The sequence below is a fragment of the Pelagibacterium sp. genome (genome assembly GCF_048264985.1).
In the GTDB taxonomy this organism is placed as follows: domain Bacteria; phylum Pseudomonadota; class Alphaproteobacteria; order Rhizobiales; family Devosiaceae; genus Pelagibacterium.
Genome location: NZ_JBLXCL010000001.1, coordinates 1,248,499 through 1,266,212, shown reverse-complemented (window position 1 = coordinate 1,266,212; position 17,714 = coordinate 1,248,499). Strand labels below are relative to the sequence as shown.

General features: G+C 57.9%; 12 protein-coding genes. 5 read left to right on the top strand and 7 right to left on the bottom strand.

What is annotated here, in order from left to right:
• Positions 1-3 precede the first annotated feature (3 nt).
• The 4 genes from bcsA to ACN0TA_RS06185 are packed head-to-tail and all read left to right on the top strand — an operon-like array spanning position 4 to position 7,656.
• On the top strand, positions 4-2,187 hold the full coding sequence (gene bcsA, locus ACN0TA_RS06200; RefSeq protein WP_417580878.1) for a UDP-forming cellulose synthase catalytic subunit: 2,184 nt from the start codon (positions 4-6) through the stop codon (positions 2,185-2,187).
• Positions 2,184-4,460, top strand: coding sequence for a cellulose biosynthesis cyclic di-GMP-binding regulatory protein BcsB (locus ACN0TA_RS06195; RefSeq protein WP_417580876.1), 2,277 nt, complete (start codon positions 2,184-2,186; stop codon positions 4,458-4,460). Before bcsA ends, ACN0TA_RS06195 begins: the two co-directional genes overlap by 4 nt.
• Entirely contained in the window at positions 4,457-5,539 is a 1,083-nt protein-coding gene (locus tag ACN0TA_RS06190) for a glycosyl hydrolase family 8 (protein ID WP_417580874.1), read from the top strand. Before ACN0TA_RS06195 ends, ACN0TA_RS06190 begins: the two co-directional genes overlap by 4 nt.
• A gap of 5 nt (positions 5,540-5,544) precedes the next feature.
• Entirely contained in the window at positions 5,545-7,656 is a 2,112-nt protein-coding gene (locus ACN0TA_RS06185) for a tetratricopeptide repeat protein (protein ID WP_417582072.1), read from the top strand.
• A 243-nt stretch (positions 7,657-7,899) separates the two neighbouring features.
• Here ACN0TA_RS06185 and glpD read toward each other — a convergent pair whose 3' ends face one another.
• The 6 genes from glpD to ACN0TA_RS06155 all read right to left on the bottom strand — a co-directional run bounded on the left by glpD (position 7,900) and on the right by ACN0TA_RS06155 (position 15,735).
• The gene (gene glpD, locus ACN0TA_RS06180; RefSeq protein WP_417580872.1) at positions 7,900-9,408 is read right to left on the bottom strand and encodes a glycerol-3-phosphate dehydrogenase; all 1,509 of its coding nucleotides are present in this window, start codon (positions 9,406-9,408) and stop codon (positions 7,900-7,902) included.
• A 98-nt stretch (positions 9,409-9,506) separates the two neighbouring features.
• Positions 9,507-11,516: an aldo/keto reductase gene (locus ACN0TA_RS06175; protein ID WP_417580870.1), complete on the bottom strand. Its 2,010-nt coding sequence runs from the start codon at positions 11,514-11,516 to the stop codon at positions 9,507-9,509.
• Between the two features lie 31 nt (positions 11,517-11,547).
• Entirely contained in the window at positions 11,548-12,633 is a 1,086-nt protein-coding gene (locus ACN0TA_RS06170) for an ABC transporter ATP-binding protein (protein ID WP_417580868.1), read from the bottom strand.
• Positions 12,634-12,677: 44 nt separating this feature from the next.
• Entirely contained in the window at positions 12,678-13,514 is an 837-nt protein-coding gene (locus tag ACN0TA_RS06165) for a carbohydrate ABC transporter permease (protein ID WP_417580866.1), read from the bottom strand.
• Positions 13,511-14,371 carry a carbohydrate ABC transporter permease gene (locus ACN0TA_RS06160; protein ID WP_417580864.1) on the bottom strand — a complete coding sequence of 287 codons (861 nt, stop codon included), beginning with the start codon at positions 14,369-14,371 and terminating at the stop codon, positions 13,511-13,513. The genes ACN0TA_RS06165 and ACN0TA_RS06160 overlap by 4 nt, the downstream gene beginning before the upstream one ends.
• Positions 14,372-14,457: 86 nt before the next feature.
• Entirely contained in the window at positions 14,458-15,735 is a 1,278-nt protein-coding gene (locus ACN0TA_RS06155) for an ABC transporter substrate-binding protein (RefSeq protein ID WP_417580862.1), read from the bottom strand.
• A gap of 94 nt (positions 15,736-15,829) precedes the next feature.
• On the opposite strand from ACN0TA_RS06155, the gene ACN0TA_RS06150 reads away from it, so the two are divergent.
• Entirely contained in the window at positions 15,830-16,735 is a 906-nt protein-coding gene (locus ACN0TA_RS06150) for a helix-turn-helix domain-containing protein (RefSeq protein ID WP_417580860.1), read from the top strand.
• A gap of 22 nt (positions 16,736-16,757) precedes the next feature.
• On the opposite strand, the gene ACN0TA_RS06145 is transcribed toward ACN0TA_RS06150, so the two are convergent.
• Positions 16,758-17,639, bottom strand: coding sequence for a LysR family transcriptional regulator (locus tag ACN0TA_RS06145; RefSeq protein WP_417580858.1), 882 nt, complete (start codon positions 17,637-17,639; stop codon positions 16,758-16,760).
• Positions 17,640-17,714: the final 75 nt, after the last annotated feature.

Genomic DNA, 17,714 nt, shown 5'->3' with positions numbered 1-17,714 from the left:
GCCATGCGCGCAATCACCTTCCTTTTCTGGGCCGTTGTCACCGTTGGAACGGTGATCGTCATCACAATGCCAATCAGCCTTCAGGTCCACCTGATCACCGCTGTGTTGTTTCTTGGCGTCATGACGATCATCAAGACGCTTCGACTAGGAGGGGTTTGGCGGTTGCTGCTTTTGGCGCTGGGGACCGCCATCGTCCTGCGCTATGCCTACTGGCGGACGACGAGTACATTGCCGCCGATTGAGCAATGGGCCGACTTTATTCCCGGCTTGCTGCTCTATCTTGGTGAGATGTACTGCATCCTGATGCTGGCGCTGAGCCTGTTCGTCATCTCGAATCCAATACCCTCGCGACCGGCACGCAGTCTCAAACCTGGCGATGCCGCACCGAGCGTCGATGTGTTCGTGCCGACTTACAACGAGGATTACGAGCTTCTGGCGGGCACGCTGGCCGCAGCCAAGGCGCTCGATTATCCCGAGGACAAGCTGACCGTATGGCTGCTTGACGACGGCGGTACAGAGCAAAAGCGCAATGACACCGATCCGGCAAAGGCCGAGGAAGCGCTGGAGAGGTACAACGCGCTCCGTGGCCTTTGCGCCGATCTGGGCGTCAACTATCTCACTCGCGCGCGTAACGAGCACGCCAAGGCGGGCAACCTCAACAACGGATTGTCCCATTCGACCGGGGATCTTGTGGCGGTATTCGATGCCGATCACGCCCCAGCGCGCGACTTCCTGCAGGAGACCGTTCCCTATTTCGGCGACGACGACAAACTGTTCCTCGTTCAAACGCCGCATTTCTTTCTCAATCCCGACCCGCTGGAACGCAATTTGCGCACGTTCGAGCGCATGCCGAGCGAGAACGAAATGTTCTATTCAATTCTCCAACGTGGCTTGGATAGCTGGAACGCTTCGTTTTTCTGCGGCTCGGCTGCCCTTTTGCGGCGCGAGGCCCTCGATATCGCAAACGGATTTTCGGGGCGCTCGATCACCGAAGACTGCGAAACGGCTCTCGACCTGCATTCAAAGAAATGGAATTCGATCTATCTAGACAGGCCGCTGATCGCAGGGTTGCAGCCTGCAACGTTTGCCAGTTTTATCGGCCAGCGGACTCGCTGGGCGCAGGGCATGACGCAGATCATGCTGTTCAACTTCCCGCTGTTCAAACGCGGATTGAGCATAGCGCAGCGGCTTTGCTACATGTCCTCGATGATGTTCTGGTTGTTCCCCTTCACACGCATCATCTTCCTGATTGCCCCCTTCTTCTACCTGTTCTTCAACCTTCAGATTTTCACAGCGTCGGGCGGGGAGTTCGTCGCCTATACGATGACGTATCTTGTCGTTAACCTCGTGATGCAGAACTCGCTCTATGGGCGCTGGCGCTGGCCATGGATCTCAGAACTTTACGAGTACATCCAGTCGGTACATCTGTTGCCTGCCATCCTCTCGGTAATCCGCAACCCGACCAAGCCGACCTTCAAGGTGACGGCCAAGGATGAATCCATCGATGAATCGCGGCTGTCGGAATTGGCGCGGCCGTTCTATTTCATATTTCTTCTGCTGTTGATCGGCGTTGCATTTACCGGCTACCGGCTATGGACCGAACCCTATCGTGCCGAGATTACGCTGGTGGTGGGCGGCTGGAACCTGTTCAACCTGATCCTTGCAGGCTGCGCGCTGGGCGTGGTGTCCGAACGCCGCGAGGTTCGCGCCAGTCGACGCGTGCCCATCGAACGCCGCTGCGAAGTGCGTTCGGTCGATGGCTCCTGGGTGCGTGGCACAATCTTGAACGTCTCCTCGGGCGGACTTGCCATTCAGGTGGCGGACGGCAAGACGCGACTGGCCAAGGATCAAGCCACCGCCGTTCGGTTTCAAACGCTTTCTCCAGTACCAGATAATGAACTGGGGATTTTTGTCAGAAATATCTCCAGCGCTGGAAAATCGTCGATGGTCGGGTGCCGGTTCATGGCCGAAAAGCCTAGCGATTACAGGTTGATTGCCGACCTCTTGTACGCCAATTCCAAGCTCTGGCGGGAACGGCAGCAATCACGTCAGGTCAATGTGGGGATCATACTCGGCACGCTGCAGTTTCTCTCTATTGCGCTCTATCAAACTATGCGCGGACTGGGCTATTTGGCGCGGTTCTCGCGTCCCGGTCGTTCCGAAAAGCAACAGGAGGCGCGTTCATGATGCGCCCACTGCTCGCATCCTGCCTTGCCGCATTTGTAGCAACGCCTGCGTTTTCCCAAGTGCCCTTCGACATGTCGCCAGAACTCAATCTGCAAGTTATGCCGAGCGAGCCTGAAGTCGCGCCCCCGACGTCCATAGGCCCTGTTGCGCCCACACCGGATATTCCGACAGGGCTAAATCGTAGAATTCTTCTCCAAACCGGCATTCGTTTTGAGGGTGAAATCGGCACACGCGCATTCGATTTTTACCTAACGGCAGCCCAGGCCGCAGCGCCGGCCAACCTCGACATGTCGGTACTCAACTCGATCGTTGTCGCTCCTGAATATTCAGAATTTACGGTGACCTTGAACGGCACCGATCTGGGCACGATGCCGATCGCGTATGCGATCGGGCCAGCTGATATTAGATTGAGCGTGCCAGAAGGCGTTCTGGCCAGTGGCCGCAACCGCATTGCGTTCACAGCAGACCAGAGACACAGGACCGATTGTTCGGTGGAATCGACCTATGAACTGTGGACTGAAGTGTATTCGGCCGAGACTGTTCTCGAACTGGATGGAGTCGGGTTAGGGCGGCTTGAGAGCCTTGGCGAGTTGCCCGCCATCGGCCTCGGCGAAAATGGCGCGACCCAGATACAATTTTTTATCCCTCAGATCGATACCAAGGAGGCAAGTACTGCAGCCCTGCGCCTCGCCCAATATCTGGCTTTGGCGCTCAAGACGCCGGCTGTCGACATAACACTGACGGATACTCTGGCAGACATTCCGCGCTCGGGTATGCTGACGGTAATGGTCGGCACTGCAGACGCTCTTCCCGCCCAACTGTCTGACATGGCCGAACAGGCGGCCGGAGAGCCAGTAGCCGAGCTCTCCGCGCGGGCCGAACTGCCCAACACGCTTGTCGTGTCCGGACCGGATTGGGCGGCAATCGAAACCGCGACCCGGATGCTGGTACCCGCAGCGCAGGACGGGCGCGCCGATCTCGGTGGCATGCGCAGCGATTTGCCCGATTCAGTTCCGGTTATTAGTGGCCGCACGTCAGTCGCACTCTCCGAGCTTGGCGTCGAAACGCTGGCGTTTAACGGGCGCCGGTATCACACGGCACTACGGTTTGCGCTGCCATCGGACTTTTATGCAAACATGTATAGCGAGGCCGAGCTGGTTCTCGATGCGGCCTATAGCTCATCGGTCCTGCCGGGCAGCCAGCTCGAAATTTACGTGAATGGCCAGATTGCATCGGTGGTGCCGATCTTACGCACCGATGGCGGCGCGTTCCGCATGTCGCGGCTGCGCATTCCGATGACCAATTTCCGTCCTGGCATCAATGAAATGTATATCGAAACCGTTCTGCTTACCGATGAGGATACAATTTGCCCTCCCGGCCTTTCGGGCCGCGCGCCCGCACGGTTTCTGTTTTCCGCAGACAGCCAACTCGCCGTTCCAGATTTCGGGCGGATTGCCAAATACCCTAGTTTGAGCGCCCTCGCAGGCACCGGCGCACCATATGTCGGAGCAAACGGTGTGCCGGTTCTTGTTGCAGAGGGCCCCTCTTCGCTCCAGGCAGCCATGATGCTGATGAGCCGACTGGCGCTTTCCTCTGGCATGGTCATAGAAGCCGATGTGGTATCGGAGGCCGCCCTCGATCCCGGCGCCGCAGCGATCCTCGTTGGTCCAATGGGCAATTTATCGCCCGAGATTCTCAATCGTGGCCGGGTTGTCGAACTCGACGCCTCCGGCAGCCTTCCAGTGATCGGGACGGGTGAGAACGCGCTGGAGCGTTGGCAGGAAGCCACCGGCGTTTCATCTGGCAACATGTTCGAGAATGCCCAGAACTGGATTGCCGAACAACTCAACCTCGCGCCGGAAAATTTCTGGCTGTTCCGCCGCGACGATGGCGCCTATCTGCCCCAGTCGCGCGACGCAGCAGTGCTCTCGCAGGTGGCGCAACCCGAGGGCGGCATCTGGACAATGCTGACAATTCCAAACGACGAAGCTTTTGTTGCGGCAACACGCCGGATGATCTCACCTGCCAATTGGCAACAGGTTGCAGGCCGGGTCAGCGCAATCGGTGTGGAGGATGAAACCATGCTGGTGTTGCAGCCGCGCTCAACCATTCTTGTGCCGACTCAACCGCTTTCGTTCTCCAACCTGCGCCTGGTTGCGGCCAACTGGATGTCCACAAACGTTCTTGGCTATGCACTACTGCTGGCGGGAGCGGTTATTTTTCTAACCATCGCAACCTCGCTGCTCTTGCGCGCGGCAAGGCGGACCAAATGAAACTGACGACTTTTGTTGCTGGCTTTGCCAGCGTCATTTTGAGCTGGTCACCGCTTGCCGCCCAGGACACGCCAATGCCGCTGAGCTTTATCCATGATGACGAGTGGCAAGCCTATCAGGATGCTTATGTCGGCGATGATGGGCGCGTTGTCGACGTGTTCAACGACAATATCAGCCACAGCGAGAGTCAGGGTTATGGCATGTTGTTGGCAGCGCTTGTGCAGGACCGACCCGCATTCGAGCGGATATGGAGCTTTACCCGCACCGAGTTGATGATCCGAGACGACGGGTTGGCAGCCTGGCGCTGGGATCCGGTTGCTGATCCACACATAACCGACGTCAACAATGCAACCGACGGCGATATTCTCATAGCCTATGCGCTGGCTCTGGCCGGCAATGGCTGGGGCGTGCCCGAGTATGTGCAGCGGGCAACCGAAATCACGAGAACGGTGGGCGAGACGCTGCTGGCAGAAGTCGACGGACTCCAGGTGATCCTGCCTGGTACAGAAGGATTTTCTGCGGCTGACCGGTCGGATGGCCCCGTGGTCAATCCTTCATATTGGGTGTTCGAGGCTTTTCCAGTGTTGGCCGAACTGACACCCGAGATCGATTGGATGGACATTCAACAAGACGGACTGGCGCTTCTCGAACGGCTCACCAACGACGGCATGCCTCCGGCGGACTGGGTTTCGCTATCGGACGATACGCCGACGCCTGCTTCGGACTTTCCGCCGGAATTCGGGTATAACAATGTACGCGTGCCACTCTATCTCATCCGCGCGGGATTGGGGAAAACCGAGCTACTGGATCGGCTGGGCGTTATATTCGACGAAACTTATGAAGCTGCGATCATAGACGTTACCACCGGGGAGCGGCTCGAACCGATGGGCGAAGCCGGCTATCGTGCCATTGGCGCTGCACGGGCGTGCATTTTGCACGACACTCCCGTTCCGCCCGAGCTTCAGGTGTATTCTCCACAAAGCTATTATGGCGATACCATGCATCTGCTCACGCTGGCCCATTTACGGCAGCGGCACAACGGATGCCTGGTGCCGGGAAATGCGGAGGGCCAATCGTGATTGAGATGCGAACGCCGCTTGCGGCAATCCTCGTAATGATGCTGGGTAGCACTGCGTTTGGCCAGGACGCATCGGGTACGCCCCCTGAAATGCCCGTGCCCCAGACTCAGGGCATACCATCTACGACAGCGCCAACGGCTCCAGCCTCCCCCACTTCGCCCCAGAGCGTCGATGAAACTGCGTTGCGTTATTTTGCACGGCAAGGCGACCAGCGGCGGGTTGATGCCGAGATCGCGCGGCTGCGCACGCTCTATCCCGATTGGGATCCGCCTGAAAACCTTTTGACCGACGACTATGTCCCCGACGCATCAATCGAGCGGATTTGGGAATTGTACGGCGACGGTGATTTTGCCGGGGCGCGGGCCGCCATCGCCGAGAAACAAAGCAACGATCCCGAATGGCAGCCCACCGAGGATATGCTGCGCAGCCTGCAATTGGGCGAGGCCGCCCAGCGGATGCGCAACGCGTCGGATGCCGACCAGTATGAAACTGTCGTCTCCATCGCAGTTAACATGCCCGAACTCCTCATATGCTCCAATGTGGACCTTTTATGGAGACTGGCAGAAGCATTCGTGAAGACCGACAACGATCAACGTGCAATCGACGCTTACACTTATGTGCTCAATAATTGCGACGATGGCCAGGAGCGGTTGGCGACAGTGCAACAGGCCAGCGAACTGCTAAACTCCGATCAACTCGACGGGTTGCTGGCGCTCGAAAGAATGGCGGGCGACGGCGCTGGCGAATTCGAACCGATCCGCCTCGATCTGGCACGCAATGCGCTCGTGGCCGTGTTGTCGGGGCAATCACCAAGGGCGAGAAACGAGGATGTGCGACGCCTTGAAGCCTCTGTGGCGTCTACCAACAATGCCGAAGATCTTCGTCTCTTGGGGTGGTACGCATTGAACCAGCGTCGGCCGACACAGGCACTATCCTGGTTCGAAACGGCGATGGACGAAGACCCTTCGGTCCTCTCGGCGAACGGGCTTGGGGTTGCATTGCTTGACCTTGATCGACCCGCCGAGGCTGAGGAAATCCTTCTCGATTATGAGGGCGAAAACGAGGAAATGACGCTGTTGTATCTTTCGGCAACGGCGGCGACTCTGGCGAGGACGCCGCGCGTCGAGCTAGATCCCGAAGTTCTCGAACGTATCGTCGCGATTGGATATGACAACCGCCACGTTCAGACCGCCCAAGAGCTCGGATGGTACGCGCTGGATTTTGGCCAGCCCCAGACAGCGATTGCCTGGTTCGAGACGGCTCTTGGCTGGGATACCAGCGATGAAGGCTCGGCGTTTGGGCTGGTGGTGGCCAGCGACCAGCTGGGTGACGACGCGCGGGTTGCCGAGATCAAAGCCGAATGGAGCGGGCGTTCCCAGCGGATCGCCGATTTTGGGACGTCGGCAGCACAAGACGAGTCGCGTTCGACACAATCTCAATCGCAGGCCCCAACCAGCATTATTCCTACGGCTCAGGCACCGGTTGCGGCCGCCCCACAGACCCGCAACATCCCCCCACGCCAGCCCCAACCGGCCGTTGCAGTGACCGCAACCCGTGAGACGGCAAGTGTCGTGACCCCCGCTCCAACATCTATCACGGTCAATGCGCAAGGCTGCTCAAGCTATGTGCCGCCGGGCAATTATTCGCCTGGCCAGGCTCTCAACCGCGCCTGGTGCTTGATGGAGCTGTTGCGCCCTTCCGAAGCCGTGGAGGCATTCCAGCGGGCTCTGCAATCGTCTTCGACCGATACGCGCTCTGATGCTGCCTATGGTCAAGCATTAGCTTATGTTCGCATGGGTTTGCCCGAGCATGCTTCAGTGGCGGCGGCGGCGGCGCCACAATCGCAAGCTCGCAGCGTAGAGTTGCAAACAGCAATCCTGACGCTGACCGCGCTGTCTGCCTACAACACTGGCGATTATCGCCGGGCGCTTGTGGCGCTTGACGAACGCTCGCTTTACGCAGTGGAGCGCAACGACCTGCTGACGTTGCGTGCCTGGTCCTATTTTCATCTGGGCCGTTACGTCGAGGCAGAGCAAATATTCGGCGCCGTCGCCGCCACAGGCTATGGACAGGCGCTTGAGGGTTTTTACGCTGCCCAGGGCCGCATCAGACGCTGAGGAGAAAGCGTCACTTACGCTTTTCAGCTTTTCAGCTTTTCAGCTTTTCAGCTTTTCAGCTTTTCAGCTTTTCAGCTTTTCAGCTTCCCTGACTGCTCAGATCCTCGGCCCTCGCGAGCAACCGGTCTCTAAAAGCACTGATCTGGAACGCAGCCAAGCGGCGCACAAGTCATCGAGTTCAAATCGTGGGCAGTGCCGAAATGGCGAGCGGTATTCGAGAAGCTCAACTTCGTGCCGCCAGGCTCAGCTCAGGGCGCCGACGGCTTGCTGGACGTAGGCATCGAGGGCGACCACATTGATTTCATCACCATGTAGCCCCAGCTTTGAGCGGCGCCAAAGGATGTCTTCCGCGCAGCGCGCCCATTCATGCTCGACCAGATAATGCACTTCTGCGCCGGTCAGACCAAAGCCGAAATCCGGCCCCATATCCTCGACGCTGCTCGCCGCACCCAGAATCGTATGGGCCAGTTTGCCGTACGCCCTGACCAATCGGTGAGCGGTTTGGGGCGTAAGAAAGCTGTACTGCGTCTGCAAACTTGCGACTTCGGCCTCAAAGCCGTCAACGGGAAACGCGCCACCTGGCAGTGTGGAGTTGGCCGTCCATTCCGGCTGGCGACGTCCCAGTGCAGATTCGACGTGCTTAAGCGCGGACTCCGCGAGCCGGCGATAGGTGGTTAGTTTGCCACCGAACACATTGAGAAGTGCTGGGCTATCCTTGCCGCCCGTATGCTTGAGGACATAGTCGCGCGTTGCCTCCTGCGCCTTGGTGGCTCCATCGTCATAGAGTGGACGGACACCCGAATAGGTCCAGACGATGTCGTCCCTCCTTATGGTGTCCTTGAAGTACTGGTTTGAAGCGTCGAGGAGATAGGCGATTTCATCCTCTGATATCGAAACTGACGCAGGATCCCCGTCAAAGTCCTGGTCGGTTGTGCCGATGAGGGTAAATTCGCCCTGGTACGGGATTGAAAAGAAGATACGGCCATCGGCATTCTGGAAGAAGAAACACCGCGGATCGTCATAGAGCTTGCGCACGACAATGTGGCTGCCTTTGACAAGCCGGACATCGTGGTTTTCGTTGCCGCCGATCTGTCCCGAAAGTACGTCCGACACCCAGGGCCCCGCGGCATTGACCAGCATGCGTGCCCTAACCGTTTGAGTTATGCCTGCCTGATCCTCGGTTGTGATGTCCCAATGATTTCCGTTGCGATGGGCCGATCTCAGACGCGTGCGTGTGTGAATTTCGGCGCCTCTGTCCGCAGCGTCCCGAGCGGTGAGTACGACCAGGCGGGCATCGTCAACCCAGCAATCTGAATATTCAAATGCTTTGGCGTTTCCAGGTTTTAGAACGGTGCCGATGGGATCCTCGCGCAGATCGCGCACTGTGGTGGCGGGAAGGCGTTTGCGGCCGCCGATATGATCGTAGAGGAACAGCCCGAGCCGAAGGAGCCATGCGGGACGCAAGCCATTGTGATGAGGGAGAATGAAGCGGAGCGGCCAGATGATGTGCGGCGCCATGGCCCAAAGCACTTCCCGTTCCTGAAGCGCTTCGCGCACAAGCCGAAACTCGTAATGTTCGAGGTAGCGCAGACCGCCGTGGATGAGCTTGGTGGACGCTGACGACGTACCCGAGGCAAGGTCGTTCATTTCGGCAAGGCAGACAGAATAGCCCCGTCCTGCGGCATCGCGTGCGATACCGCAGCCATTGATACCGCCGCCGACAATGAAGATGTCGAATACCTGTTCGCTCACCCATACCTCCAGGATTGGGAATCAGAGTTCGGGGCCGTCATACACCCTTAGATGTGCAAGTTTTGTAACACTACGCGCGGCTGACGTAACCCCGAAGCCTAGCCGTCCCGCAACCACAGAACGTCGGCGTCGCTCAGTGCGAGATCGAGCGCTTCAAGGCTATCGTCGAGCTCCCACAATGTGCGCGGCCCGATGAGCGGAATCATCGGGAACGACTGGTGCAGGCAATAGGCAAGTGCGACATGAATCGGCTGCTTTCCCATCTTGGCGGCGAGTTCGACGGCCCGGTCGCGGCGAGCAAAGTTCGCGTCGGTGTACCACGTCTCGACGAGTTCGGAGTTTCCTGTCTTGTCCCTGCCTGCGCGGTCGGTGAAGAAGCCCCTGCCCTGGCTGGACCATGCAAAGTTCGTGACCTGGCGATCGGAGAGCCAGTCGCGCCATTCATCATCGGATGAAGCGACGCAACCCGGCCAAAGCGGCTTTTGCATTTCGGCCAGGGAAAAATTGTTGGACAATGCGCCCGGCGCGGTTTTGCCCGCGCGCTTTGCGTAAGCTACCGCCTCATCGAAACGCTGGCGCGTCCAGTTGGAGCCGCCGAACGGCCCACGAATGCGTCCACGCTGCACTTCAGCATCCATTGCGTCCACAAATTCATCCACGGGCACTTCGGTATTGTCCCGGTGCATGAAATACACGTCGACATAGTCGGTCTGGAGCTTGTCGAGGCTGACGTCGAGCTGCCTCGCAATAACATCGGGATAGGTCAGGGGCGAGTGCGCACCCTTGCCAATCACGACGCTTTCATCGCGCACGCCGCGCGAGGCCTGCCATTCGCCAAACAGCTTTTCCGTGATGCCATTGCCGTAGATGAAGGCTGTATCAAAAGCGTTGCCGCCCTTTTCATAAAAAGCATCGAGCAGAATAGAAGCACTGGAAAACGTACGGAAATCCTCAAAGCCAAGTGCAACTCGAGAGATGGGCTTTGCGAGACCGGGAATTGCTCCGCGTCCGATCCGATCACTGCGATTGGCCAGCGCCTCACCCTTTAGCGTTCTGGTGCGAAGCGCAGGCTTTTCGATTTCATATTCGAGGCCGACGCTCTTACGCCATTTGTCGAGCACGCGGAGATTGCCCAGGGTGTCCTCCCAGCTCATCCCTGGAGCTTCAAACTCGGTCCTTTCCTCTTGAATTGCCAAGCTCGCCGCTTCTGCTTCAAACGCATAGAGCCAGCCGGATTCCGAAATTTCAACCGGATCGTGCTTGCCGTCGGGACGGATGATGTCGATGATCGCGGTACCGCCCTTATGCCCCGTGGCGAACCAGAAATCGCGCACTTCGATACGACCTTCTGTACCCAGAATGCGCAATACATTGTCCTGCACCAGCGAGACCGAGCAGGACACTTCGGCGATTATGCCGCCGGGGAATTTGAGTACCGCAGCGGCCCATTCGTCGACGCCCGACTCGCCCAGATGAGCTGCACCGCTAACAGTTTCCGGATCGAGGAAGGGCTTGCCGTTCGCTGCGCCAGCAATAAGGCGCGCCATCGAAACCGGATAGCAGCCGACATCAAGGATACCCCCACCGGCAAGATCGTTTGCATAAAGACGATGTTCGGGATCAAAGCGCGGCATCGCAAAGCCGAAGCTTGATTTGATGGCGCGAACCTCGCCAATTTCGCCGCCAGCGATCATATCAATGATCTTTTTGGTCATGGGGTGGACGCGATACATGAACGCTTCGCCCATAAACGTATTGGCCTTGCGCGCAGCGTGAAACATGGCATCGGCTTCGAACGCCGTCAGGCCCATAGGCTTTTCGCATAGGACATGCTTGCCGGCTTCTGCCGCCTTGATCGCCCACTCGGCGTGCTGAGGGTGCGGCGTGGCTATGTAGACAGCGTCTATTTCCGGATCCGCCAGCAGGGCCTGGTAGCCATCGAGCACGCGGGCGCCAGGAAAGTGCTCGGCATAATCTGGCTTGTCAGGATTGCGTGCGCCAAGCGCCACCAATTGGCCAGACTGTGCATGAACAAGGCCGCCGGCAAAGGCGCGTGCGATTGACCCCGGTCCAAGAATTCCCCAGCGAACTTTTTGTTTTTGTGACATGAAAAGCGCCTCTTTTGTAGATTGTGCGACGTTAGCGGATGCGGTGGCCCTGGCTATCGAACAGATAGGCGCGGGCTGGTGGGATGGTGACGGTCAACGTGGTTCGGCCCATCTCGGAACGCGATTGTTCGCGCTCAATGATGAGCTGCTCTCCGGTTTTCATATTGGCATATACAAAACTTGTCGCACCAAGGTGTTCGGCGACATCGACGTCGACGGTTAAGCGCGCGCCCTCAGACTGCTCAGCTCCGAAATGCTCCGGACGGATGCCAAGGGTAACGGCACTGCCGATTTCAGGAGCGTTGCCGACGGGAACTGTCAAACGGATGCCGCCATGCTTTTCGGTCTCGACAGTAACGCCGTCGGACCCGACCGCGATGACCTTGGCTTCCAAAAAATTCATGCGTGGTGAGCCAACGAACCCGGCGACGAACCGGTTAGCCGGATCATCATAGAGATCGAGCGGGGGTCCAACCTGTTCGACGCGGCCATCGCGCAGCACTACGATCTTATCGGCCAAGGTCATGGCTTCTGTCTGGTCGTGCGTGACGTAGATCATCGTGGTGCCCAACTCCTTGTGCAGCCGGGCAATTTCCACACGCATCTGAACACGCAATTCTGCATCGAGATTGGAGAGCGGTTCGTCAAACAGAAACACCTCAGGCTCTCGAACAATGGCGCGCCCGATTGCTACGCGCTGGCGCTGACCGCCTGAAAGCTGTTTGGGGCGACGCGCTAACAAGGGTTCGATCTGTAGAATCGCGGCGGCGCTGGATACACGACGGGTAATATCGTCCTTGGCCCGGCCGTTCATGCGTAGGCCGAAAGACAGGTTTTGCTCCACTGTCATATGAGGATAGAGGGCATAGGACTGAAACACCATGGCGATGCCGCGATCGGCGGGTTCGACATCGTTGACAGTGGCGCCGCCGATGGCAATCTCGCCATCTGAAATGTCTTCGAGACCGGCAATCATGCGCAGTAGCGTGGACTTGCCGCAGCCCGACGGCCCGACGAAAACCACGAACTCGCCATCATCGACCGTGAGGTCGACCCCATGGATCACCTCAACGGCGCCAAAGCGCTTCTTGACAGAATTGAGTGTGACACCAGCCATGAGAGCCTCCCTGTGCGTTGTTGACCGCGCTTCCAAAGAAGCGCTCATTTGATGGCGCCGGCGGCAATGCCGGCGACGAAATGACGTTGAAGCACGACGAAGACGACAAGCATGGGAACGGTGAGCACTACCGCGCCCGTCATGATCCCGCCCCACGAAACACGTGTCAGCCCGATCAGCGAGCCCAGCGCAACGGGCGCCGTCATCATGTCGGGACGGTTATTAATGAGCAGCGGCCAGAGGTAATTGTTCCAACTGGCCAAGAACAAGATGATGCACAGTGCTGCCATGGTCGGACGGGCCATGGGCAATGCAACGCGCAAGAAAATTTGCCACTCCTTGACCCCCTCGACCCGCGCAGCATCGAACAGCTCGGCAGGCATCATGGAAAAGGCCTGACGCATGAACAAAACGCCCAACGAATTGAACAGCGGCGGAACGATCAGTGCGAACCAGGTATTGCCGAGCCCAAAGTCTCTGGCGACCATGATGAACTGGGGGATAACAACAACGAAATACGGCAGGGTCAGCGTGCCCAGAATGATGGCCAGGACAACGCCCTTCCCTACGAAGCTGTAACGGGCAAGAGCCCAACCGGCCATCGACGTCAACATTACCGACAGCACAGTGTAAACGAGCGCAACGACCACCGAGACGAACACTGTGCGCAAAAAACCTGTATCGGCTTCAAGGCGCGAGAAGTTTTCGACGAACTGATCCGACGGCAACAGCGTGAGATTGGCCGAAAATATGGCATTTTCCGGTTGGGTCGAGAACACGACCATCATCCAGATGGGAAACAGCCAGATTAGCGCAAGCGGCACGAGAACTGCATGAAGCCCGACTGTGCGAAGCAGCGTGGTTTGTGATTTTGACCTCATTTGGGGTCCCTCCCCAGCCAGAAATTGAGCGCCGAAATGATCACGGCAATAGCCGCGATCGTGTAGGCCACCGCCGAAGCGTAGCCGAAATTGAGTACAGTGAAGCCTTGGCGATAGAGAAACAGGCCGAGGGTTTCAGTGGCGCCGCCCGGGCCGCCGCGATTGGTGATGAGGAAGGGTTCGGCAAAGAGCTGCATTGTGCCGATGACCGAAAGAACTACGCAGACCAAAATGATCGGGCGCAGCAACGGCAAGGTTATGAAAAAGAACTGCCGCGTCTTGGAAACCCTGTCGAGCGTTGCAGCTTCATAGACATCCTCAGGGATTGATTGCAGACCCGAAAGGATGATGATCGCGTTGTACCCCACCCAACGCCAAGTCACTGCCATGATAATCAAAGCCATGGCTGCTGTCGGGTTCGAACTCCATGAGATCGGGGCAATGCCCACAAGCCCGATCAGCTTGTTGATGACGCCGAAATCGGCCTGAAACATAAGCCTGAACACCGCGGCATAGGCCACCTCCCCGACCACGACCGGGGCAAAAAAAGCAAAGCGCATGATACCGCGCGCCTTGAGCAATTGAGAATTGAGCAACACCGCAAGTAGCGTTGCCAGTGCGACCATCACCGGCACCTGTATGACCAGGATGATGAGCGTGTTTTTGAGCGCATTGGTAAAGGCCGGATCGATGATCAGCCGGCCCCAGTTGAATGTGGGGTTGAAGGTCCAGGGCTGAATGCGCGTGGCCATGAACGAGAGGTAGAAGGAATAAATGATCGGCCAGACCCAAAAGGCGGCGAAGATCAACAAATAGGGCGCTAGAAAGCCATACGCTGTCCGCGTGGTGGCACGCATCGCACATCCTCCTCACTCAAGATCAATCCAGATCAGGCACGGCAAGCGGGCCGAACGCGGTCCGCCTGCCATCGCATTGCACAGTGTTACTGGGAAACCGGCATTCCGGTAACGAGGGCTATCTGGTTGGCGGCATCAGCGAGCGCTGTTTGGGCATCGTCGTAGCCACCGTTTAGGTATTGAGTCTGAACCGCCTGGACGATGGCATCGGCATCGCCAAAGAATGGCGTCCCAAGCGAGGGTTCGACGCTTTCGAGTGTATCGAGGATATCCACCCAAACTGCCTGATCACCCCAGAAAGCAAGGGGTTCGCTGACATAGGGGTCTTCGAGCGCCGACAGGAGCGACGGCACGAGCCCGTATTCTCGCAGCATGGTCACCTGGCCCTCATTGGTGCCCAAGGTGTAATTGACATAGGCCCAGGCAGCGTCCTTGTTCTGCGATGCCGAGGTGATGGCCAAAGCCGAACCGCCAAGATTTGCCGCATGAGCACCGTCGTCGGTCAGGCTCGGCATCAGATAGACACCCCATTTGCCAACCTGATCCTCCGGTGCTGTGGAGCGGATTGTGCCCTCATACCAGCCGCCATAGAGCTGCGATGCGACAGTACCGGCATTGTTGGACTGGATTTTTTCGTCCCAGTTCGCTGCGGTGACCACACCAGCATCGACAAGTTCTTTGACCTTTTCCAGTGCCATTACACATGCGGGCTGAGCGACGGTGATCTCCATTCCGTCCTCGGAGAAATAGCCACATCCTTGCTCATTGGCGAGCATGCGGAACCATTCGGTATCGCCATTAAGATCGGCCTGGGCCATGACAACACCATCATTGGCTTCGGCAACCGCCTGACCTGCGGCGATAAAGTCGTCCCAACTCTCGATAGTTTGGGGGTCGACGCCGGCGTTTTCATAGAAGTCACGGCGGTAGAATACGACCACAGGCCCTGAATCCCAGGGCATTGCATAGGCGACGTCGCCCATTTCGAGCTCAATGCGCTTGAAGTCCGGGAACGTCGATGCGATTTCGTCTGTGTAGCCGAGCTCCTTGAGGTTGGCGAAGCAATCGGGGAACTGGGCCCAGAAGATGCCTGCCTCATGGTTTTCGACGGAAACGATGTCGGGCAGTCCGGCGCCGCCAGCAGCACAACCGGCCAAAGTCCGATCGAAGACCTGCTGATTGCCCAGATCGGAAACTGTCACAGTCACGTCGGGGTATTCGGCATTAAAGCCTTCGATTGTCGCTTCGAGCGAGGAAGCCGCGACGTTCCAGCTCCAGATTGAAATCTCGCCTGACTGGGCAAAGGCGCCACCGGTCATGCCGAGCACGAGCGCAACCGATGCGCATCCTGTCGTTCGACGCATTGATAATCCTCCCATTTGTGTTGCCCGAAATACGGGCTGGATTTAGACTATATGGTTCGCAGCCGGCGTCTCACGAAAAGGGAAGAGGGAGTCGTTGGAAAGTAAGATCGGCCAAAAGCGCTACTGGAACCCGCTCAAGAGCAAAGTCGAGGGCGTGCCCAATCAGCTTGTCATAAGCCACGAGCAGCCAGGCATCATGGCGACTGCGCATTGGCATGCCCAAGTCGAGATCAACTATGTGTTCGCCGGATCTGTCGACTATCAGATGCAGGGCCATTGCGCTCATCTGGATGCTGGCGACCTCTGCCTTTTCTGGGGCGGATTGCCCCATCGGGTCATCGACACAAGCGAGAACGCCATGTTCATCGCCATTCATCTGCCTCTGGTCCATTTTTTCAAGCTCAGGCTACCAGCCGACATCCAGCAACGCCTGATGCGCGGTGCGACCCTGCTGGCCGCCGAACGCGACCAAGGGGATGACAGGTCTTTTGCGCGATGGTCGGATTATCTGCGATCGGACAACGCAGTGAAGGTCAATCATGCCATCGATGAGTTGCTCCTGCGGATTGAGCGCATTCAGTTCGACAGCTACAATCTGCTCGATGCTGCAACGACGGACACAGCGCCTTCGGAGGCACCCGATCGGCAAAGTTTTCAGAACATCGGCGAGATCTGTTTTTACATCGCCGAAAATTTCCGACACGACATCGACTCGAGTGCGATAGCCTCATCGGTCGATATCCATCCCAAATACGCCATGAGCGTCTTCAAGAAATCGACCGGGATGACGCTGAACGAATATGTTAGCCTGCTTCGTCTTTCATATGCACAAGCCCTCTTGTTGCGTGGCGACGTCAACGTCCTTCAGGTCGCAATGGATTCCGGCTTTGGCTCTCTGTCGGCTTTCAATACGAGCTTTCGGAAGCTGGCAGGCATGAGCCCATCGGACTATCGGCGTTCGCTGAGGGATCGAAACGGCGGCTCGGAGACACGAAACTGAGGCGCAAAACGGCCTGCGCTGCCTATTGGAATGCCGCCGCAATCCGGTCGATCAACAAGCGCACGCGTCTCGGTTGCACGGCGCTGGGCGGGTAGACGATCTGCAATCCAGTGGTTCCCGCCGAAAAATCACCGAGCACTTCGACCAGAGTGCCATCAAGGATGTCATCCTCGACATCGCGTACAGATTTCAGCGCCAGCCCGAACCCGTCGCGGCACCACTGGCGAACCATGCCGCCGTCATTTGCGATGCGACGCCCGCGCACCATGACGCTGCGTTGCTCACCATCCACCAGGAATGACCATTCCCGATCGAGATTTTGACCAAACCGCATGACGATGCAATCGTGGGTCGAAAGATCATTGGGATGGCTGGGCGTGCCATGGGCCGCCAGGTAAGATGGCGCCGCACAAACGATCCGCCGATTGGTACCGAGTGAGCGCGCCTTGAGCGAGCTGTCCGCCAACGAGCCATGCCGCACAGCAAGATCGATCCCCTGCCCCACGAGATCTATGTATCCGTCGGTCAGGTTGAGATCGATGACCACTTCTGGATTTTCGGTCAGAAAAGCGTCAACGATCGGGACAATTTTTTGGCGCCCCAGATCTTCGGGCGCGCTGATACGGATCGGCCCGGAAATCTTCTCAGCGCCCAGTCGTACCCGCGACTCGAGTTCGTCGGCCTCGGCCAGGAGCCGGCGGGCACCGGCGACGAGCGCTTTACCCTCCTCCGTCAGGCTGATCGCCCGTGTCGTTCTGTTGAGCAGCGTCGCGCCATAATGATGTTCAAGCGCCGACAGTCGTTCGGACACCGAAGCGGGAGACAGACCAACCTCTCGCCCGGCGGCTGCCAGACCGCCCTTTTCAACTATCCGCAGAAACAGTCTGAGATTGCTCAAGTTCATTTTTCGGCAAATCCGAATTATCTTTTTGAATCCTACTCAATTATCAGGCATTTCCGCAAGGTCTATGTAGGCGGC